This is a genomic window from Paracoccus sediminilitoris (genome assembly GCF_003259195.1).
GTDB classification, from domain to species: Bacteria; Pseudomonadota; Alphaproteobacteria; order Rhodobacterales; family Rhodobacteraceae; genus Paracoccus; species Paracoccus sediminilitoris.
In genome coordinates, this window is sequence record NZ_QJPK01000032.1 from 1 (window position 1) to 19,401 (window position 19,401).

General features: G+C 64.5%; 17 protein-coding genes and 1 riboswitch. All 17 genes read right to left on the bottom strand.

The features are described from left to right. Positions 1-434: 434 nt before the first annotated feature. Positions 435-1,175 carry a hydratase gene (locus DKT70_RS16050; protein ID WP_111560089.1) on the bottom strand — a complete coding sequence of 247 codons (741 nt, stop codon included), beginning with the start codon at positions 1,173-1,175 and terminating at the stop codon, positions 435-437. Between the two features lie 2 nt (positions 1,176-1,177). Next, on the bottom strand, positions 1,178-2,110 hold the full coding sequence (locus tag DKT70_RS16055; protein WP_111560090.1) for a sugar kinase: 933 nt from the start codon (positions 2,108-2,110) through the stop codon (positions 1,178-1,180). A 1-nt stretch (position 2,111) separates the two neighbouring features. After that, positions 2,112-3,032: a 2-hydroxyacid dehydrogenase gene (locus tag DKT70_RS16060; RefSeq protein WP_111560091.1), complete on the bottom strand. Its 921-nt coding sequence runs from the start codon at positions 3,030-3,032 to the stop codon at positions 2,112-2,114. Continuing rightward, positions 3,029-3,763 (bottom strand): amino acid ABC transporter ATP-binding protein, encoded by a 735-nt coding sequence (locus DKT70_RS16065; RefSeq protein ID WP_111560092.1) that lies wholly within the window; start codon positions 3,761-3,763, stop codon positions 3,029-3,031. Before DKT70_RS16065 ends, DKT70_RS16060 begins: the two co-directional genes overlap by 4 nt. Positions 3,764-3,812: 49 nt before the next feature. Continuing rightward, positions 3,813-4,610, bottom strand: coding sequence for a transporter substrate-binding domain-containing protein (locus DKT70_RS16070; RefSeq protein WP_111560093.1), 798 nt, complete (start codon positions 4,608-4,610; stop codon positions 3,813-3,815). A 24-nt stretch (positions 4,611-4,634) separates the two neighbouring features. Then, positions 4,635-5,291 (bottom strand): amino acid ABC transporter permease, encoded by a 657-nt coding sequence (locus DKT70_RS16075; protein WP_072298545.1) that lies wholly within the window; start codon positions 5,289-5,291, stop codon positions 4,635-4,637. A gap of 1 nt (position 5,292) precedes the next feature. Further along, a complete protein-coding gene (locus tag DKT70_RS16080) occupies positions 5,293-5,961 on the bottom strand; it encodes an amino acid ABC transporter permease (RefSeq protein ID WP_111560094.1) in 669 nt (222 codons plus the stop codon). A gap of 63 nt (positions 5,962-6,024) precedes the next feature. After that, positions 6,025-7,032 (bottom strand): LacI family DNA-binding transcriptional regulator, encoded by a 1,008-nt coding sequence (locus DKT70_RS16085; RefSeq protein WP_111560095.1) that lies wholly within the window; start codon positions 7,030-7,032, stop codon positions 6,025-6,027. Positions 7,033-7,117: 85 nt separating this feature from the next. Next, positions 7,118-7,768, bottom strand: a complete 651-nt coding sequence (locus tag DKT70_RS16090) for a ZinT family metal-binding protein (RefSeq protein ID WP_407672229.1) — start codon at positions 7,766-7,768, stop codon at positions 7,118-7,120. Positions 7,769-8,115: 347 nt separating this feature from the next. Next, on the bottom strand, positions 8,116-11,205 hold the full coding sequence (locus tag DKT70_RS16095; protein ID WP_111560097.1) for a Calx-beta domain-containing protein: 3,090 nt from the start codon (positions 11,203-11,205) through the stop codon (positions 8,116-8,118). A gap of 554 nt (positions 11,206-11,759) precedes the next feature. Continuing rightward, complete coding sequence (locus DKT70_RS16100) at positions 11,760-12,809, bottom strand: FecCD family ABC transporter permease (RefSeq protein WP_111560098.1); 1,050 nt, start codon at positions 12,807-12,809, stop codon at positions 11,760-11,762. Then, on the bottom strand, positions 12,806-13,738 hold the full coding sequence (locus DKT70_RS16105) for an ABC transporter substrate-binding protein (RefSeq protein WP_111560099.1): 933 nt from the start codon (positions 13,736-13,738) through the stop codon (positions 12,806-12,808). The genes DKT70_RS16100 and DKT70_RS16105 overlap by 4 nt, the downstream gene beginning before the upstream one ends. Positions 13,739-13,756: 18 nt before the next feature. Continuing rightward, the gene (locus DKT70_RS16110; RefSeq protein ID WP_111560114.1) at positions 13,757-14,533 is read right to left on the bottom strand and encodes an ABC transporter ATP-binding protein; all 777 of its coding nucleotides are present in this window, start codon (positions 14,531-14,533) and stop codon (positions 13,757-13,759) included. Between the two features lie 314 nt (positions 14,534-14,847). Beyond that, a riboswitch (cobalamin riboswitch) is annotated at positions 14,848-15,064 on the bottom strand. A 216-nt stretch (positions 15,065-15,280) separates the two neighbouring features. Continuing rightward, positions 15,281-16,510 carry a mannonate dehydratase gene (gene uxuA, locus DKT70_RS16115; protein WP_111560100.1) on the bottom strand — a complete coding sequence of 410 codons (1,230 nt, stop codon included), beginning with the start codon at positions 16,508-16,510 and terminating at the stop codon, positions 15,281-15,283. After that, positions 16,507-17,607, bottom strand: a complete 1,101-nt coding sequence (locus tag DKT70_RS16120) for an L-idonate 5-dehydrogenase (RefSeq protein ID WP_325048048.1) — start codon at positions 17,605-17,607, stop codon at positions 16,507-16,509. The genes uxuA and DKT70_RS16120 overlap by 4 nt, the downstream gene beginning before the upstream one ends. A 6-nt stretch (positions 17,608-17,613) precedes the next feature. Further along, a complete protein-coding gene (locus DKT70_RS16125; protein WP_111560102.1) occupies positions 17,614-18,891 on the bottom strand; it encodes a TRAP transporter large permease in 1,278 nt (425 codons plus the stop codon). Then, positions 18,891-19,391, bottom strand: a complete 501-nt coding sequence (locus DKT70_RS16130) for a TRAP transporter small permease (protein ID WP_111560103.1) — start codon at positions 19,389-19,391, stop codon at positions 18,891-18,893. The genes DKT70_RS16125 and DKT70_RS16130 overlap by 1 nt, the downstream gene beginning before the upstream one ends. Positions 19,392-19,401 lie beyond the last annotated feature (10 nt).

The window sequence follows — 19,401 nt, forward strand, 5'->3', positions numbered from 1 at the left end:
CCAACGTTCCCGCCTTCGGTGAAGCGGTGTTTAGGCAAACCAACAAACAGACGCAAGCAGGTTTTTGGAGAAAACTGATGTCAGCCTGTAAAAACGTCGCAAGACATTGAAATATATTATATAAAATATTCAAAAATCACGAAACCCACTGTGCCGATCAGGCGGAAGGCGTCGCCCCATACAGAATCGGCAGTGCTTTTATGTGTTGAATAGCGGTCTGTCGCTGCTGGATCTTGAAATGCCCGCTGCCGCGTCCTAATTCTGAGGGCGGCGGGCTTCTGCTCTTCACGCGATCGGCCAAATTTCCACTGGCCTATAAGTTTTCCGAGGGCGCTGGCTCTGTCGTGACCCTGGTCACGTTACCCGGTACCCACCTGTACAATCAGGCTTTCGGGAAATCTGACGCCGACGCGGTCGCTGCGGTTCCCGCCACCTTATTCCCCGCGCCGATAGGACAGATCGAACGCCACCTTGGCCCCCAGGGTGTTTGCATGCGCGTGGGTCGCCCCGTTCAGGGGCAAGGGTCCGATCCTTGCGCCGGTGATGATCACGTCGCCTGCCTTCAGGGGCATTCCCTGACTGCGGGCATGCCCCGCAAGCCAGCCAAGGAAGTCCATCGCCTGGTCCATCGGTGCTGCGGCTTCGACGACGCTTACCGTGTCACCATCCAGCATCAACGTGATGTCCAACCGGTCGGGCAGGCCGTCGCGCCACCCATCGATCGGGGCCCCCAGAACCACCCCGGCGGACCGAAAGCCGTCGGCCATGCTTTCCAACGGCGTGAAACCGGCCCCCGGGGCATAGCGCGGCGCGACCAGCTCGAACGCCAGGCAGATATTGGCGATGGCGGCCATCGGGTCGGCGGCTTCGGGTTCGCAGGACAGGACCAGCGCCGTCTCGACCTCGATCGCAGCATCGGCGGGCAGCTGGGCCGCCCCGCCCGAGGCATGCAGGATGCGGCGCGGCAGGACGGCCGCCTGCCGGTCCCGCCCGTCCAGCAGCGCCATCTTCCACAGGCCGCCGGGATCGCCCAGGCCCTGCATCACCGCGCGCTGCACCGCATAGGCGTCGCGCAGGTCCCGCGGGCGCGGCGACAGCCCCTGCGGGCGCGCGCCCCCCTGCCAGGCGGTCAACAGGGGCGCGGCCGCAGTCGCGGCATCGAAATCTTCATTCATCGTCAGGCGTCCTTCAGGGTCATGTGAGGCATGGCGGCCGGCGGCATGATGGCGCCACGGTGGCGGACGACGATGGCCGCCAAACGCGCCGCCGCCGCCACCGCCTGCGCGACCCCCGCCCCCTGCCCCCGGGCCGACAGCCAAGCGGCGTTGAAGCTGTCGCCGGCACCGGTGGTGTCGACGGCCGTGACGGCGGGCGGCAGGTCATGCGAGGTCCAGGCCGCGGCACCCTGCGCGCGATGCAGGACGGGGCCGCCGCCGGTCGTCAGCACGATCTCGGCCCCGGTCAAGGCCATCAGGGCTTCCATCGCGGCTCCGGGGCCCGTGATCCCGAAGCAGCCCTGAATATCATCCAGCGACGGCATCAGCAGATCGACCATCCCGGCCATGCGCCCGATCGCCTGCCGCGCGACCTGACGGTCAGGCCACAGGTGCGGGCGGTAATTGGTGTCGAAGGCCAGATGCGCCCCCCGGTCGCGACAGGTCTGCAGCCATGTCGTCAGGGTGTCGCGCCCCACGGGGTTCAGTACCGCCAGCGCCACTGCCGACAGAAAGACCGTATCGGCCCGTGGCAGCCCACCGAATATCCGGCTGTCGTCGAAATGGCTGCGGAAGGGCGATTGGTCGCGCCAATAGGCAAAGCTGCGTTCGCCCGCCGCATCGGTCGTTACGAAGCTGAGGCCCGGACGGGCGCCCGCGCGCGCGGCCAATGCCGACAGGTCGATCCCTTCGGCGCCGATGCGGTCGCGCAGCCACAGGCTGTGGGCATCGTCGCCCAGGCAGGACAGATAGCCCACCCGTCCCGGCCCCAGCAGGCGCGCCAGATAGATGGCCGTGTTCAGCGTGTCGCCGCCCGCGTTGCGCAGAAAGCCCTGCGGGTGATCGGGCATGGCGGTGAACTCGATCAGCGGCTCGCCGATACAGAGGTAATCCATGTCAGGTCCGGACTTCGGTCGGCAAGGGACGTCCGCCGAAATGGGCGTCCAGATTGTCCAGAACCAGTTGCGCCATCGCGCGTCGCGCCTGTTCCGTGGCCGAGGCGACATGCGGGCTCAGCACGCAATTGGGGGCATCCAGCAAGGCCTGCGGCACATGCGGTTCGTCGTCAAAGACATCCAGCCCCGCCCCCGCGATGGTTCCGTCGCGCAGCGCCGCAGCCAAGTCATGGGTCTGCACCACTGGACCGCGCGCGACGTTCACGACGATCCCTTGGGCCCCAAGCGCCGCCAGCACCGGCCCATCAACCAGCGCGCGCGTGTCATCCCCGCCCGAGGTCGTCACGAACAGCGCATCGCAATCGCGCGCCAGCGCCCGCGCATCGGGGCGGAAGGCATCGGGCGCGCCGGGCTTTTCGCTGCGCGCGGTGTACAGCACCTGCATGCCCAGCCCGCGCAGCATGTCGGCCAGCGTCCGCCCGATGCGGCCATAGCCCAAAATGCCAGCCCGCATATCGGTCAGGGACCGGCCAAGCGCCAGCTTGCCGCCCTGTTTCCACGCGCCCGCGCGGATGAAACGGTCGCCCTCGGCGATGCGGCGAGTGCAGGCCAGTGCCAGCCCCAGGGCCATCTCGGCCACGGCGGGCGACAGGACATCGGGCGTGGTCGAAACGCGGATGCCGCGCCTGGCCGCCTGCGCCATGTCCACCGCGTCCAGCCCCACGCCGTTCACCGCGATCATCCGCAGATCGGGCAGCGCCTCCATCTGCGCGGCCGACAGGCCGATATTGCCGGCGGTCACAACCGCGGTCACATCGCCCGCATCGGCGATATCGCGGATGACGTCATAGTCGGCCTCCAGCCGATCGATCATGTCGGCGGGCTTCAGGTCGGCCAATGCCAGGATCCGGGGCCGGGTCATGCGATCTGCCCCAGGAAGTTCTTCAACCGGTCATTGGCCGGATTGCCGAAGAAGGCCTCGGGGGCGTTCTCCTCGACGATGACGCCCTTGTCCATGAAGATGACGCGGTCGGCCACGGCGCGGGCGAAATCCATTTCATGGGTGACGCAGATCATGGTCATGCCCTCGCGGGCCAAATCGATCATGGTGTCCAGAACCTCCTTGACCATTTCAGGGTCCAGCGCGCTGGTCGGTTCGTCGAACAGCATGATGCGCGGCTTCATGCACAGGGCGCGGGCAATGGCGACGCGCTGTTGCTGGCCCCCCGACAGTTGGGCGGGATATTTGTCGGCCTGTTCGGGGATCTTCACCCGCTCCAGATAATGCTGGGCGGTGGCCTTCGCCTCGGCGCGCGGGACCTTTCGGGTCTTCATCGGCGCCAGCATGCAGTTTTCCAGCACCGTCATATGCGGGAACAGGTTGAAGGACTGGAACACCATGCCCACGTCGCGCCGCACCTTGGCGACATTGTCGCCGCCCGCCGTCAGTTCGACCCCGTCCACGGTGATGGAGCCGGATTCGATCGCCTCGAGCTGGTTGATGGTGCGGATCAGCGTCGACTTACCCGATCCCGACGGGCCGCAGATGACGATCCGTTCGCCCGGCTCGACCGTCAGGTCGATATCGGTCAGGGCGTGAAAGGCACCGTAATACTTGTTCACGGCGCGCATGATGATGGCGTGTTCGGTCATGGGGCGTCCCTTCCGGAAGTGCCCGGCCACGAATGGCCGGGCGACAGGATCACTTGGCGGTCTTGACGAAATCGGGCAGCGGCTCGCCCAGCCATTTTTCATGGATGCCGTCCAGCGTGCCGTCGGTCTTGGCCTCGGCCACGAAGGCATTGACCTTCTCCAGCAGCGCATCCGACCCGGGCGCCACCGCGATGCCCTGCACCTGGCTGGACAGGTCGAACTTCTTGTCGAAGCGATCGCCCGTCGCCTGCGCGATCTGCGACATCACGATGTTCGAGGCGCCGATCAGCTTGACCTGCCCCGACATCAGCGCCTGCACCGCGGTCGCGTCATCGTCGAAACGCTGGATCTGCGCGGTTTCGGGTGCGACGGCGGTCACGCCGCTGTCCTGGGTCGAGGCGCGGGTGACGGCGATGGCCTGGCCGTCAAGCCCTGCGGCCTCGGTCAGTTCGACCCCCTTGTCGCCATAGACGGCGATGCTGATGCCCGCATAGGGGTCCGAGAAGTCGACCTTCTGGGCGCGTTCCTCGGTGATGCCAAGCGATGCGACCAGCACATCGACCTGACCCGACAGCAGATAGGGGATGCGGTTCGGGCCGGTCACCGGCACGATCTGCGTGTCCACCCCCAGATATTCGCCAAGCGCCTTGGCGACATCGGCGTCATAGCCGTCGGGATTGCCGGAATTGTCCTGGATGCCGAAAGGCGGGAAATCGACCAGCATGCCGATCTTGACGGTTCCGGCATCTTCGATGGCCGACAGATCGGCGGCAAAGCCGGGCGCGGCAAGGCCAAGGGCCAGCGCGCTGGCGGCAAGGGTGGTGAACAGGCGGCGGTTCAGGGTCATGGTTTCCTCCTCCAAGGATTAAGATCAGCGCGTGATGGCACGGCGCATGCGGGCTTCCATGTGGCGGGCCAGCAGCGACAGCGGCCAGCACAGCACGAAATAAAGCGCGGCCACCGTGCCGAAGACCAGGAACGGCTTGAAGGTCGCGTTGTTGATGATTTGGCCGGCACGGGTCAATTCCGTGAAGCCGATGATCGAGGCCAGCGAAGTGCCCTTGATCAGCTGCACCAGAAAACCGACGGTCGGCGCCACGGCAAGGCGCATCGCCTGAGGCAGCACGACGTGGCGCATCCGGTCGGGGTAGGACAGGGCCAGCGCGGTTGCGGCCTCGGACTGGCCCTGGGGGACCGCCTGAATGGCGCCGCGCCATATCTCGCCCAGATAGGCGCTGGCATGCAGGGTCAGCGCGACGGCAGCGGCCAGCAGCGGGTTGATCGGCAGTCCCACGACAGCCAGGCCGAAATAGACCAGGAAAAGCTGCATCAGCAGGGGCGTGCCCTGAAAGACCTGGATGAAGCCCGCCGCCGCCCGACGCAGCGCGCGGCCCTGCGATGTGCGTGCCAGCGCGATGCCCAGCCCGCCGATGGCCCCGCCCAGAAAGGCGATGGCCGACAGGATCAGCGTCCAGCGGATCGCGCCCACGATGAACAGCAGTTCGGCCGAGGTGAATTCACGGATCATGTCAACGCCCCGCCGGATAATCGAAGAACACCCGCCGGATCACTCCGAAGACGGTCGAAAAGCCCAAGGCCAGCAGGAAATACATGATCGTCAGCACCAGATAGATCTCGAAGCTGGCGAAGGTGCGGGCATTCAGGTCCGCCCCCGCCGAAGCCAGGTCGCTGGCCGAGATGACCGAGACCACGCTGGAGGTCAGCATCAGATAGATGAACTGGCTGGTCAGCGAAGGATAGATGTTGCGCAGCGCGGGCCGGATGACGACATAGCGGAAGATCTGCACGGGGTTCAGGCCCAAGGCGCGCCCGGCCTCGATCTGGCCGCGAGGGATGGATTCGATGCCCGACCGGATGATCTCGGTGCCATAGGCGCCGACATTGATGACCAGCGCCAGCAATGCCGCACTGTCGGGTGACATGGACAGCCCGATGGCCGGCAGACCGAAGTAGATGAAGAAGATCTGGATCAGGAACGGCGTGTTGCGGATCACCTCGACATAGATGTCGATCAGGAGCCGCAGCGGCCGGATGCCCGACGTCTTGCCGACCGCGCCCAGCACCGAGACGACCAGCCCCAAGACCATCGCCATCAACGACAGCCGAACCGTCAGCCAGGCACCATTCGCCAAAAGATCCAGGCTTTCGAATACCGGTTGGAAGTTGAACTGATACATCGGCCTCCCCGCAGATGTTTCCATTCCCTATTTAGAACGATCTAAAAGCAGCCGGAGAACAAGTCAAACCTTTTCGCAACCGCTGCTGTCGCGCACCCTGAGTTCGGGCGCCACGCATTCGCGCAGGACCGGCGCATCGGCATCGGCCAGACGACGCGTCAGCAGCCGCGCCGCCGAGGCGCCGATCCGCACCGGGTGCATCGCGACGCTGGTCAGGGGCGGCCAGACCATCTGCGCCATTTCCAGATCGTCCAGCCCCACCACCGCGACGTCCCGTCCCGGCGTCACGTCAAGGCGGCGCAGTCCCACCATCAGCCCTGCGGCCAGCACGTCGTTGAAGCACAGGATGGCGGTGGGCCTGCCCGCCAGCACCGCCCCCGCCGCACCGACCGAGGCCTCCCATGTCAGGTCGCTTTCGGTGATGCCCGCCTCGGTCGCGCCGGTCTCGGCCAGTGCCAGGTCGAAACCGCGCAGCCTTTCCGCCCGGGCCGAGGTCCGCGCCCGCACCGACAGGAAGGCGATCCGCCGGTGTCCCCGGTCCACAAGGTGCCGCACGGCCAGGCGCATCCCTGCGATATAATCGCCACCCGCGTAATCGGTCAGATCCTCGCCAACCTCGCGCATGGATTGCACCACGGGCAGCCCCCAGTCCCGAACCCGCGTCATCAGCGCCGGATCGGTGCCCGCCGCGGGGCACAGGATCAGCCCGTCCACGCCGTGGCCGCGAAACCGTTGCAGGATCTGGGATTGCAGATGGGTGTCGTCATGGCTGTTGGCCAGCAGGACCACCCGGTCGCCCTGCCCCAGGACCTGTTCGGCCCCCGACAGGAACTCGGTGAAGAAGGGGTTCACCAGGTTCGGCACGACGACACCGATGGTGCGGCTGCTGTTGTTGCGCAGCCGCGCCGCGCCGATATCGCGGACATAGTCCAGGTCGGCCATCACCTGTTCGACCTTGTCGCGGGTATGCCCCGCGACAAGGGGCGATTTGCGTACGACCAGCGACACCGTGGCCCGCGACACGCCGGCGGCCTTCGCCACCTGGTCCAAGGTTACCCGTCTGTGCTTCATCGCGGCGCCCCTGCCTTGTCATGTCACCTGGGGGTATAGGAAGTTTCCCGTCGCAAGGGAAATCCTTCACCGAGACGATGCCGTGCTAATGGGACAGCATTTCGGACAGGATCTGATCGCCGGTCATGCCGGTGGGATAGAAGGTCGGCCAGTTCGTGACTTCGGCCAGCAGCGCGTCCCGATCGTCGCCCCAGTACAGGTGGTAATGCTCTGCCTTGACCGGCGCGATGGCGTGATCGCTGAACTGGATGAAGTCGGGGGCCCCTGCATCGCCATCTGCCTTGCGAAAGACATAGCGGACACCGCGATTGCCCTTGGCATAGGTCAGGATCTCCTGCCCGTCGGACAGATAGCGCCCCTGCAGGATGCCGTCTTCAGCATGGAAGGTCACGATATCGCCCTCGATCCGGATGCGGTCGGTCGTGCTGCGATATCCTGTGGCGTAATATTCCTTGTATTCCTCGGCGGATTTGTCGCCGTGATGGGCCTTGTCGCGCATCACCGGATCCAGCGTGCCGTCCAGCAGATAGGGATAGACCGATTGCCAGTCGCCCGCCCAATCCGACAGCGGCCGGGGCTGAACCTGAGCATCTTCGAAATAGCCTTGAGCAATACGGTCCTGCGCATGGTCATGCTGATGCGCCGCATCATGACCCACCGCTTGTTGCGCCACGACAGGGGCCGCGGAGCCTGTCATGGCCAATGCCAGCATGGCGGCCTTTGCTACCTTGGTCATCTGCATCATTTCTGTCCTTCCGGGTCTGTATGGGTCGCCTGCCATGCGGGCAGGATTTATGCTATATTATAACATAACTATATTACGCAATCCCTTTTGGAAGGTCGTGCCGGGATCGGCACGCTGCAAAGCCCCTCCAATCCCCGCCTGTCGGGATGAACGATTTCCATGGCCCTGCACAGGGCCCAGCCCTTGCAACCTTCAGAAACTCGGGGAAGGGCTGGCGCAGAAGCCGGTCAGACCATCCCTGCTGATCACCGGGGCCACGACATGACGATGGCGGGCATTTGCCTGCCATCGTCATGCTTCAAAATCTGGCCTGACTGTCCGATACGGCGCAGGGCCGATCAGAACACGAAATCATTCTCGGACAAGCCGGATATTCCTGCGACGAAGATCTCGAAATCAGCCCGGGCATCGCCGTTGTGATCACCGCGAATGACGACGCCGTCGCCCTGCTTGACGTACCAGACCGATTTCGCGGCCGCATCGGTCCCATTGAAATCGAAATCCTGGACGCCGCGCACCCGGATATTGGCGTCCAGCGCGGACAGGTCGATATCGTCGCGACCATTGCTGAAGTTGAAGATCTGGTCACGATTGGCCCCGCCGGCTCGACTGTCCGAAAAGGCGCGGAAGACGAAGACGTCGCGCAGTCCGTCGGCGCCACCGTAAAGCATGTCCCGGCCCGCGCCGCCGATCAGTTTGTCGGCCCCGCCGCCTCCGTGCAGCCGGTCATTGCCGGCACCGCCCAACAGCCGGTCGCTGCCCGCGTCGCCCAGCAGAGTGTCCTGTCCGTTCCCGCCCTCCAGCGTGTCATTGCCCAGCTGCCCCCTGAGGATATCGGCATCGGCCCCGCCTTTCAGCAGGTCGTTGCCCGCATTGCCCAGCAGGGTGTCGCCGCCCGTACCGCCAAGAAGCCGGTCACTGCCCGAGCCGCCTTCAAGACGGTCGTTGCCGGCAAGGCCGTCCAACCTGTCATTGCCGGCCAGCCCCTTCAGGACGTTGTTGCCCGTGTTTCCGGTCAGGTTGTTGGCCTGCGAATTTCCCGTGCCCTTGACGTTGCCGCCGCAGGTCAGCACCAGGTTTTCAAGATCGGCATGCAACTGATAGGAGAACCTGGCCCGTACGGTGTCATTGCCGCCGCCGCCGGCTTCGATGATCCGGTCCTTGAGGCTGTCGATGAAATAGACGTCGTTGCCCGTCCCGCCAAGAAGCGTGTCGGCCCCGGCCCCGCCATCCAGCGTGTCATTGCCGGAACTGCCCGACAGCCGGTCATTGCCGGCAAGGCCCCGTATCAGGTCATTTCCCCCCATGCCGTTGATCGCATCGGCCTGATCGCTGCCGGTCAGCGTTTCGTTCAGGCTGGAACCGACGATGGTGCCATCAAGGATGGTGCCTGTTCCCCAGATGGTCTGGGTCTGCCCTGAAATCGCGGTGGGATAGGGCGGCGTGATGCGCAGCTGGAAGGTTTCGGAGGATTCGGAGATCAGGTCGTTCCGGATCGGCCCCGTCACCAGTACCCGCGTCTGACCGGGTTCAAAGGTGACGGTGCCGCTTCTGGCGGCGTAATCCGATCCGGACCTGGCGCTGACATCGACAGTCCGATAGCTGAGCGAGACGGCCTCGGTATGGGATTGCGAAAGCTCGATGGCAGAGACGGCCTCGCGCCCGTTTGGCCCTTCCGTCACCGTGCTGTCCGAAATGGCGATCGTCCTATTCACAAAGGGGCCGTCGTCATCCTTGATCCAGCCCAGGGCCATCAGCGATGCATTGCCGCCACCGAACGTCGCCCCATTGGGATTGCGCAGCTCCAGAAGGAAGGATTCGTCCAGTTCATCAACCAGGTCGTAATTGGCGCGCAGGGAAAGCGTCTTGACCGTTTCACCCGCCGCAAAGGTAACCGTTCCCGAAATGGTCGAATACAGATCCTCCAGCGATGCCGACTTGGGCAGGGCTGCGTAATCCACGGTGATCGCATCCGTGGCCGGCTGGGACAGACGGATCGTGAAGTTGATATAGTCGTAAAAGCCCTCGATGACACTATCGCCTTCGATCGACAGAACCGGCACCAAGCTGTCGTCATCAAGGATGACTGCCGTTCCGCTGGCGCCGCCGACACCATTTGCCCCCGACACGAGAAGATCGAAGCTTTCGGTCGCCTCCGGCGCACCATTATTGATCAGATCGACCTCGACCACCGCTTCCGTCTGACCGGCCAGGAAGGTGATCGTCCCCGTCTGGGACACGTAATCCGATCCCGCCTTGGCGCTGCCATTGTCGGTCTGATAGGCAAAGCTCTGCGTGGTCGCAAAACTCTCCGACAGGCTGACCGTGAAGACCGCCTTGCCATCTGATGCTTCGTTCACGACCAGATCGGAAACGGCCAAGGCACGATTGTTCACGACCGAGCCGTCGTCATCACGGATCCAGCCGATCGTCGTGAGGCTTTCCACATTGCCGCCGAACGTGGCACCTTGCGGATCGCGAAGCTCGAAGATGAAAGCTTCGTCCGTTTCGTCACCGTCTTCGTGCTGTGCGCGCACCGTGACCGACTTGACGGTCTCGCCCGCTTCGAAAGTCACCGTGCCGCTCAATGTACCATAGAGATCCTCCCATCCGGTCGTCTGGGGGGTGGCCTGATAGCCGACCGTGACCGCATCAGAAGCCGGTTCCGACAGTCGGATCGTGAATTCGATGTAATTGTAGAAGCCCTCGACGTTGGAACCGCTTTCCACGGAAAGAACCGGCGAGGGACCGGCATCATTCAGGATCTGCGCCACCCCTACGGCGCTATCCACACCACCCGTGCCGGTGATCGCCAAGCCGAAGCTCTGGGCGGTTTCGGCCAGGTTGTCATTGATCAGATCGACCTCGACGATGGCCTCGGTCTGACCTGCCAGGAACTTGACCTGCCCGGTCTTCTGGACATAGTCCGAACCCGCCTCGGCCGAGACATCATAGGTGCGATAGGTGAAGGTCTGATCCGAAGGGAAGGGTTGGGACAGGCTGACGATGAATGACACCTTGCCGTTGGACGCTTCGTTGACGACCGGATCGGAAACCGCGATGGCACGGTTGTTCGCGGTGCTGCCGTCATCGTCCAGGATCCAGCCAAGGGTCGACAGGCTGTGGATGTTGTTGCCGAAGGTGGCGTTGATCGGGTCGCGCAGTTCAAGGACGAAAGCCTCGTCCGTTTCGTCCACGCTCTCATGCGACGCCTGAACCGATATTGTCTTGACCGTTTCCCCGATCCCGAAGGTGACGGTTCCCGAAAGCGTGCTGTAGAGGTCTTCCCATCCGGCCGTCTGGGGCAGCGCCTGGTAATCCACCGTCGCGGCATCCGTCGCCGGTGCCGACAGGCGGACGGTGAATGTCAGGGTATTGTAAAACCCTTCCGTGACCCGCGGGCTGTCGATGGTGATAATCGGTTCCATGCTGGACTTCCTTTTCAACTCTTGACGCGAGGCTGATGACTTGAAACCCGGAAGCGGAATGTCTGAATATCCGATTCGGTCGGAAAATTATCGATTGGTTTGGCAAACAAAAGAAAACCGATATTCCATCAGGAAGGACATTTGCCTTTCCCCTGCCTCTTGTTCTTTAAAAAACAATATCGGGATCAAATGTTATCAAAGCGTTGTTGCAATCCAAGCTTCCCGGCACCAGGGCGGGGATGTTCAGCAACGCTTGCTGGCTTGGGGCCAGATGATATGCCCCCGGTCCGGGAGGGTCTTCGCCGGGATTATCCGGGGCCACATGCGCTGCGGGATACTGGCGCACCGGACAGGTCTATCCGGTCACGGATGCCCCAACCGCCCCACCCAGAATGCAAAAACCACCGGCGGGCATCACCTTCAAAATGCCCTTCTGTGCCACACAGAGTAATTGGCGCAAGTGTAAATAAATAACCAGAAAGAATTTCTATTTATTTTCGAATCATCTTTTTGCATAACTGATGCCGACAAAAGGATAAGGGTTATGAACAGGACTACGCCTTTCGGCTCATCATCCAGATAAAGAAAAGACCGCCGCATAGCCCCGTGACGACTCCGACGGGAATATCCTCGGGGGCCAGGGCGAACCTGGCCAATGCATCGGCCGCAATCAGAAACACGGCACCCGCAAAGGCCGAACCGGGCAGGACACGTCTGTTGTCGCCGCCAAGGACCAGGCGGACCAGATGCGGCATCATCAGACCCACGAAACCGATCAATCCCGAAAAGGCGACCATCACCCCGGTGATCAGCGCCGCGGCCACGAAAATCGACAGGCGAAACCGTTCGACCTCGATGCCCAGGCTGGAGGCGGTCTCATCGCCCAGGCTCATGGCATTCAGCGACCCCGACCGGGACCAGAGCCAGAACCCGCAGGGCAGCAAAACCGCCAGCGGCCAAGGCAGATGGGACCATTGCGCCAGCCCCAGCCCGCCCAGCATCCAGAAGACGACAGTATGGGTCGCACGCGGATCGCCCAGAAAGATCAGGATGTTGGCCAAGGCCATGATGACAAAGCTGACGGCCACGCCGGTCAGCACCAGACGGTCCGCGCTGCAAGCCCGTGACATGCGCGCCACCCCCAGGACCAGCGCGGTCGCCATCAGCGCGCCCGCGAAGGCCATCAGGGGTACGGTCAGCGCCCCCAGAAACATCCCCGTATGCAGCAGCGCGGCGATCGCGCCGAAGGCCCCGCCGGACGAGATGCCCAGCAGATGCGGATCGGCCAGAGGATTGCGGGTGACCGATTGCAGGGCCGCGCCGACCAGCCCCAGCCCTGCCCCGACAAGCCCCGCCAGAATCACGCGCGGCAGGCGGATCTGCCAGACGATGCTGGCCTGACCGGCGCTGATATCTTGGTCGATCATGCCCGGCAGCAGGTGATCCAGCACCACCGCCAGAACCGTCATGGGGGGAACAGGCACGGTGCCCAGGCATACGGCGAACCCGACGGTGAACAGCATGATCGCCACCAAGGCGCCTCCCAGGCCCAGCTTGGGGCCAAGACGACGCCCGATGAGGGGCGCGGCTGTGGTTTCGGTCATGGCCCGACCGTCCGAAAGGCCGAAACCAGTGTCTGGACCGCACGGATGTTGCGCGGCCCGGGCGTCGCTTCGACATAGTCCAGAACCACGAAGCGATCGTTTCGGACGGCATCGATATCGGCCAGGGCGGGATTGCTTTTCAGGAAGTCGATCTTCTGTCGGGCGGTGACGTCCCCGTAATCGACGATGACGATCACCTCGGGGTCACGGCTGACCACCGGCTCCCAGCTGACCCCGGCCCAGCTTTTGGCCAGATCGTCCATGATGTTGCGCCCGCCAGCAGCCTCGACCAGCGCCGTGGGCATGGCATGGGCACCGGCGGTGAAAGGTGTTTCCTCTCCGCTGTCATAGATGAAGACGCGCAGCGGCCTGTCGCGATCCACCCCCGCGGTGATGGTCTCCAACCGGGTGCGCCAGTCGGCCACCAGCGCCTCCGCGCGATCCTCGACGGCAAAGATGCGGCCCAGATTCAGGATGTCGGCATACATGTCCTCCATGCTGGACCGGGGACGCGGGCCCAGATGGATGCAGCTTTCGGTCAGTTCATAAACTTGGATGCCAAGGGGCGCCAGCGTCTGAGGGGTCACCTCGCCGCCGACCGTCATGCCGTAATTCCAACCCGCGAAAAAGAAATCCGCTCCGGACCCCGCCAGAACCTCTTTGCTGGGGTATTTTTCCGACAGTTCGGGCAGTTCGGCCACCTTGGCGCGCATGGTTTCGTCAAGCGTCTTCCAGCCGGAAATGCCGGTATAGCCCACCATCCGGTCGCGCAGACCCAGCACCAGCATCATCTCGGTCAGGTTGGCGTCATTCGACACCGCACGGGCCGGCGGTTCATCGACGGTGATCATCCGGTCGCAGCTTTGGACGGTCACGGCATGGCAGGGTGCGGCCAGAACCAGCAGGGCGGCAAAAGCAGGGCGAAACATCAATCGGTCCTTTCGGCGTCACAGATGGAAGGCAAAGCGGGGCGCATGACCCGAATGGTCGATCCGTGCCTTCACATGGAAGGCACGGGCCAGCGTCGCCTCGGTCAGCGCCTGGTCGGGGGGGCCGTCGGCCAGGATACGGCCCACGGCCAGGACCAGAATGCGATCGGCAAATCCGGCCGCCAAGGTCAGGTCATGCAGCGTGGCGATGACCGTCAGCCCCAGCCCACGCAGCAGGGCCAGCAGCTCCAGCTGGTGGCGGATGTCCAGGTGGTTGGTCGGCTCGTCCAAAACGATCACCTGCGGCTCCTGCGCCAGCGCGCGGGCCACCATGACGCGCTGACGCTCGCCGCCCGACAAGGTGGCGAACGAACGATCGGCCATGGCCGTCAGGTGCATCCGCTCCATCGCCGCGCCGACGATGCCTGCATCTGCGTCATCGGCCAGGGACAGCCCCGCCCGCCAGCCCCGCCGATGCGGTAAACGCCCAAGGGCCACGATCTGCCGCGCCGTCAGGGCAAAATCGGTCGGCTGCTCCTGCAGGACGGCGGCCACGTTCCGGGCGACCGCGGTGGCGCGGGATTGCCACAGATCCTGCCCAAGCACCCTGACGACCCCGCTGCGGGGGGCATGATGTCGATAGATCAAGCGCAACAGCGATGATTTGCCCGCCCCGTTCGCGCCGCAGATGGCCATGATCTGCCCCTGGGGCACGGCAAAACCAAGATCCGACAGAATGTCTTGTCCCTTCGGCGGTCCCCAGCTGACATCGCGCAGCTCTACCGCGGGGATCATCCGGACACCGCCGTGCAGGGCCTGCACCGCCAGCGCGGCACGATGGCGGCGGGCCGATGAACGGCGCGATCGCGGCATCCGTCGCAGGAACTGGCACGGGTCGGGGCAGGAAACGGCAGGTCGGCCGGCGAAATGCCCGGTCTGATGCGCGTCCAAGGCCCGGATGCCGCCGTCTTCGCCTTTCGGATCGAAGCCCAAATCTGATTCGCAGAAATCAGGCACCGTGCCCTTTGCGGCACGGATAAGGTGCGCAGGGACGCGCGCCGTCGCGATATGTCAGCCACCAAATTCTCCTTCCGGGGCACCCCGCCCGGTGATTGTCCAGCATGATGGCAGGTCTCCTGACTTCGCGGGTCGCGGCATACCCCGCCTTCCCATGCCCCAAGGGGGCACAGTGGCATCGGGGGACGCTCGCCGCTTACAGTTGCGGGGGCAGTCACGGATTTGGCGCCTGATGGCTACACCGCACCGTGTTCCCTTTTCACCCGACCGCGCGTGGCTTGGTCGGGAACCATCACCGGCATGAATGACGCCCCCGGCGGAACGGGTCAAGACGGAAGACGCCGCGCCACAGGTCAGGCACCCCCTTACTTTATGTTATAATATATCATATACTGGACGACGAGAGGGGAATGCAAGCGGTCTGTCGCTCCGCGCATCCGGAATGCCGCCCCGACACTGCGGGGTCGCATTCCGACAACGGCGGTCGACGGCCGTCGTGGGACGAACCGCGACCGCTGCGGCAGCCTATTGCGGCTGCCGCAATGCCTTTGCGACGGTCGGGTGACCAAGCGCGGTCATGATGCCGCGCAGTTCGGCCAGTCCCTTCAGACGTCCGATGGCGGGGTAACCGGGCTGGGCGCGGCGGTGCAGATCGTCCAGAATATCCTGCCCGTGATCGGGGCGCATGGGGATCTGCCAGTCGGCGCGGCCTTCCGCGCGGCGGCGGGCTTCCTCCTCCAGGACGGCGGCGATGACGGCGACCATGTCGGTATTGCCCTCAAGATGGGCCGCCTCGTGGAAAGACCCGCCCAGCTGGCGATCCTCCAGCGCGACATTGCGCAGATGCAGGAAATGGACGCGGTCGCCAAGCCGCCGCATCATCCCCGGCAGGTCGTTATCCGCCCGCGCCCCAAGCGATCCGGTGCAAAGCGTGATGCCGTTGGCGCGGATATCCACCGCATCCATGACCGCCTTGTAATCGGCCTCGGTCGACATGATCCGCGGCAGGCCCAGCAGGGGAAAGGGCGGATCGTCCGGATGGCAGCACAGGCGCATGCCCAGTTCATCCGCCAAGGGTGCGACCTCGGCCAGGAAATCGACCAGATGGCCGCGCAGGCGTTCGGCCGGGATGCTGTGGTAATGCGCCAGATGTGCCTTCACATCCTCCATGGACATGCGTTCGGCAGCGCCGGGCAGGCCGAAGACGACGTTGCCGGACAGCTGTTCCCGGCGTGCCTCGGTCATATCGGCGAAACGGGCACGGGCGGCCTCGGCCACCTCGGGGGTGTAATCATCCGCGGCACTGGCGCGCTGCAGCAGGAACAGGTCGAAGGCCGCGAAATCGACGGCGTCATAACGCATGCAGGTCGCGCCGTTCGACAGACGATAGGCCAGATCGGTGCGCGTCCAGTCCAGGATCGGCATGAAGTTGTAGCAGATGACCCTGATCCCCGCCTGATGCAGATGGCGCATCGAGGTCTTCCAGTTCAGGACATGCTGCTTCCAGTCGCCGCTCTGGCGCTTGATGTCCTCAGAGACGGGCAGGCTTTCGACGACCTCCCATGACAGGCCCGAGGGCGCGCCGTCCGACATGACGGCCAGTTCGGCCTGCCGCTGCGCGATGTCCGCGGGCTGCCACACCGCGCCGGTGGGGACGTGGTGCAGGGCGGTCACCACCCCCTCGACCCCCGCCTGCAGCATGTCGTCGATGGACACCAGATCCTTGGGTCCGAACCAGCGCCAGGTCTGTTTCATGCCATGGCCTCCTTGTTGTTCTGGCCGCCCTTGGCGGCGAAGGTAATCTGCACCTTGACCGAACGCGCACGGTCGCGCGCCGTCTCGAATGCCTGATGCGCCTGATCGGCGGAAAAGGTTGCGGTGATCATCGGGGTCGGGTCGATGGCCCGCGATCCGATCATCTGGACCGCCTCGGCGAATTCGACGTCGAAGCGCTGCGAGCCGACGAACAGGATCTCCTTGCCGACCATGACGTTCAGCGGCAGGGCGGTCGGCCCTGCGACCCCGACCTGCACCAGCGTCCCAAGCGGACGCAGGCAGGCGACTGCGTCGGCGATCGCAGGCGCCGCAGCCGAACATTCGAAGACCAGATCGACCTGACCCCTGCCCTCGCGCCAGGGGGTCAGCCCTTCGGGATCGGTCCGGGTGTTGACCGCGTGATCGGCGCCCATTTGGCGCGCGACGGCCAGCGTGGCGTCCTGGATGTCGGTGACGATGATCCGGGCCGCCCCACGCTGGCGCGCCACCGCGATGCAAAGCGCACCAATGGGCCCCGCCCCGGTGACCAGCACCGTCTTGCCGGTCAAGGGGCCTGCCACATCCTCGGCCCGTCGGACGGCGTGCAGGCAGACGGCCAGCGGTTCGGCGCAAGCGGCGGCGCCCGGCTCGATCCCCTGCGGCAGGGGGTGGCACTGGGCGGCGCCGATCACCATCAGGTCACGAAACATGCCCTGCTGATGGGGCAGATACATGGCTGAGCCCTTGAACTTCATCGCCGTGCAATGACGCTCTAGGCCTTGGCGGCAGAAATCGCAGGTCCCGCAGGGATGCGACGGGTTGATCGCCACCAGTTGCCCGACCGCCAGCTCCGTGACGCCGGGGCCAAGCGCCTCGACCCGTCCGGCGGCCTCATGGCCCAGGATGATCGGCTCGCGCACGCGGATCGTGCCGATCCCGCCCTCCAGCCAGTAATGCAGATCCGACCCGCAGATGCCCCCGGCCAGGATCGCGACGCGGACCTCGCCCTCGGCGGGCGCCTGGACGGGGCGGGTTTCCAGTCTCAGGTCGTCCTGCGCATGCAGGCAGACGACACGGTTTGTCATCGGGTTGGTCATGGGGCCTCAGGGCATCAGCGTGTTGGGCAGCCAAGTCGACAGGGCGGGGACATAGCTGACAAGAAGAAGGATGATCAGGTTGGTGACGATATAGGGCGCGATGGCGCGGATCACCGGCGACAGGGGCAGACGGGCGATGTTGGCGGCCACGAACAGACAGACGCCCACCGGCGGCGTCGTCAGCCCGATCATAAGGTTCAGGACAGCAAAGACGGCGAAATGCAGCGGATCGATGCCCACCGCCGCGGCCAGCGCCTGCAGCGGGACGAACAGGATGATTAACGCCGCGATCGTTTCCATGAACATGCCGACGAACAGCAGCAGCAGGTTGATCAGCAGAATCACCAGGAACTTGTTGTCGGTGATGGACAGGACGCCGTCGGCCAGCATCTGCGGGATGCGTTCGGCCACCAGAATCCAGCCGAAGACATTCGCCGTGCCCACCAGAACCAGGATCCCGGCCGAGCTGATGGCGCTGTTGACGATGATGCCGGGGATGCGCCGGACGGGCAGTTCGCGATAGACCAGCAGGCCGACGATGGCGGCATAGAGGCTGGCGATGACCGCCGTCTCGGTCGGGGTGGTGATGCCCACCAAAAGGCCGCCGACGATCAGCACCGTCATGGCGATGGCCCAGACCGCGCCCGTGAACGAGGACAGCAACTCGCGCATGCCCTGCCACGGCTCGCGCGGGAAATTGCGGCGGCGGGCGATGAAATAGGTGGCGATCATCATTGCGAAACCCAACATCAGGCCCGGCACGGCCCCGGCCAGGAACAGCTTGCCCACCGACAGGCCCGACAGCGATCCCACGATGATCATCGGCACGCTTGGCGGGATCATCGGACCCACGGTCGAGGACGCCGCCGTCACCGCCGCCGCGAACGGCGCGGGATAGCCGACCTTCTTCATGCCGGGGATCATCATGCCGCCGACGGATGCGACATCGGCCACCGCCGTGCCCGACACGCCGCCAAACAGCATGGAGGCCGCGATATTGGCCTGCGCCAGCCCGCCGCGCATCCAGCCGACAAGGGCGTTGGCAAAGCGGACGATCCGTTCGGTGATGCCGCCCGCGTTCATCAGGTTGCCCGCCAGGATGAAGCCGGGGATGCACAACAGCACAAAGCTGTCCATGCCCGCATACATCTTCTGCGGAATCACCACCAAGGGGATGTCGGCAAACAGCAGATAGGCCATCGAAGACAACCCCAGCGTCACCGCCACCGGCACGCCGATGACAAGACCCAGCACGAAGGTGCCCAGAAGCAGCGCAAGACCCATCAGTTGTCCTCCGAGGTCGGGACGGGACGGCCGTCATGTCGGCCGGTCAGCATCTCGAAGCCGCGCAGCAGCGCCCACAGGGCAAGAATGACGAAAAGCACGATCATCGAGGCATGGATGAAATCCATCCGCCAGCCCAGCGACGGCGCGGTCTGGCGCATTCCGATGGCGGTATAGGCCCAGGCCGCCGGCAGCAGCAGCAGCGCAAAACCCGCCGTGATCAGCGCCGAGATCAGGCGCAGTGCAAAGGGTGCGCGGCCCGGCAGGCTTTCGCAGACCAGGTCCACGTTCACCATGTCGCCGCTGCGCAGGGCCAGCCCCGCGCCAAGGGCCGCCATGAAGATCAGGCAGAACCGCGTCAGTTCTTCGGTCCAGACGGGCGCGGTGCTGAGGAAGGTGCGTGAAAACACCTGCAGCAGGACGGACCCCATCAGGATCACGAAGGCCGCAAAGATCAGCAGTCGGCACAGGCCCTCCAGCCCCTTGAACGCTTTCGTCATGGCTTCCTCC

Excerpts from the sequence above, each read along its gene's own strand:
- DKT70_RS16050 (WP_111560089.1), bottom strand. The coding sequence starts at position 1,175 with ATGAATGAAGATTTCGATGCCGCGACTGCGGCCGCGCCCCTGTTGACC.
- DKT70_RS16055 (WP_111560090.1), bottom strand. The coding sequence starts at position 2,110 with ATGGATTACCTCTGTATCGGCGAGCCGCTGATCGAGTTCACCGCCATG.
- DKT70_RS16060 (WP_111560091.1), bottom strand. The coding sequence starts at position 3,032 with ATGACCCGGCCCCGGATCCTGGCATTGGCCGACCTGAAGCCCGCCGAC.
- DKT70_RS16065 (WP_111560092.1), bottom strand. The coding sequence starts at position 3,763 with ATGACCGAACACGCCATCATCATGCGCGCCGTGAACAAGTATTACGGT.
- DKT70_RS16070 (WP_111560093.1), bottom strand. The coding sequence starts at position 4,610 with ATGACCCTGAACCGCCGCCTGTTCACCACCCTTGCCGCCAGCGCGCTG.
- DKT70_RS16075 (WP_072298545.1), bottom strand. The coding sequence starts at position 5,291 with ATGATCCGTGAATTCACCTCGGCCGAACTGCTGTTCATCGTGGGCGCG.
- DKT70_RS16080 (WP_111560094.1), bottom strand. The coding sequence starts at position 5,961 with ATGTATCAGTTCAACTTCCAACCGGTATTCGAAAGCCTGGATCTTTTG.
- DKT70_RS16085 (WP_111560095.1), bottom strand. The coding sequence starts at position 7,032 with ATGAAGCACAGACGGGTAACCTTGGACCAGGTGGCGAAGGCCGCCGGC.
- DKT70_RS16090 (WP_407672229.1), bottom strand. The coding sequence starts at position 7,768 with ATGACCAAGGTAGCAAAGGCCGCCATGCTGGCATTGGCCATGACAGGC.
- DKT70_RS16095 (WP_111560097.1), bottom strand. The coding sequence starts at position 11,205 with ATGGAACCGATTATCACCATCGACAGCCCGCGGGTCACGGAAGGGTTT.
- DKT70_RS16100 (WP_111560098.1), bottom strand. The coding sequence starts at position 12,809 with ATGACCGAAACCACAGCCGCGCCCCTCATCGGGCGTCGTCTTGGCCCC.
- DKT70_RS16105 (WP_111560099.1), bottom strand. The coding sequence starts at position 13,738 with ATGTTTCGCCCTGCTTTTGCCGCCCTGCTGGTTCTGGCCGCACCCTGC.
- DKT70_RS16110 (WP_111560114.1), bottom strand. The coding sequence starts at position 14,533 with ATGATCCCCGCGGTAGAGCTGCGCGATGTCAGCTGGGGACCGCCGAAG.
- uxuA (WP_111560100.1), bottom strand. The coding sequence starts at position 16,510 with ATGAAACAGACCTGGCGCTGGTTCGGACCCAAGGATCTGGTGTCCATC.
- DKT70_RS16120 (WP_325048048.1), bottom strand. The coding sequence starts at position 17,607 with ATGACCAACCCGATGACAAACCGTGTCGTCTGCCTGCATGCGCAGGAC.
- DKT70_RS16125 (WP_111560102.1), bottom strand. The coding sequence starts at position 18,891 with ATGGGTCTTGCGCTGCTTCTGGGCACCTTCGTGCTGGGTCTTGTCATC.
- DKT70_RS16130 (WP_111560103.1), bottom strand. The coding sequence starts at position 19,391 with ATGACGAAAGCGTTCAAGGGGCTGGAGGGCCTGTGCCGACTGCTGATC.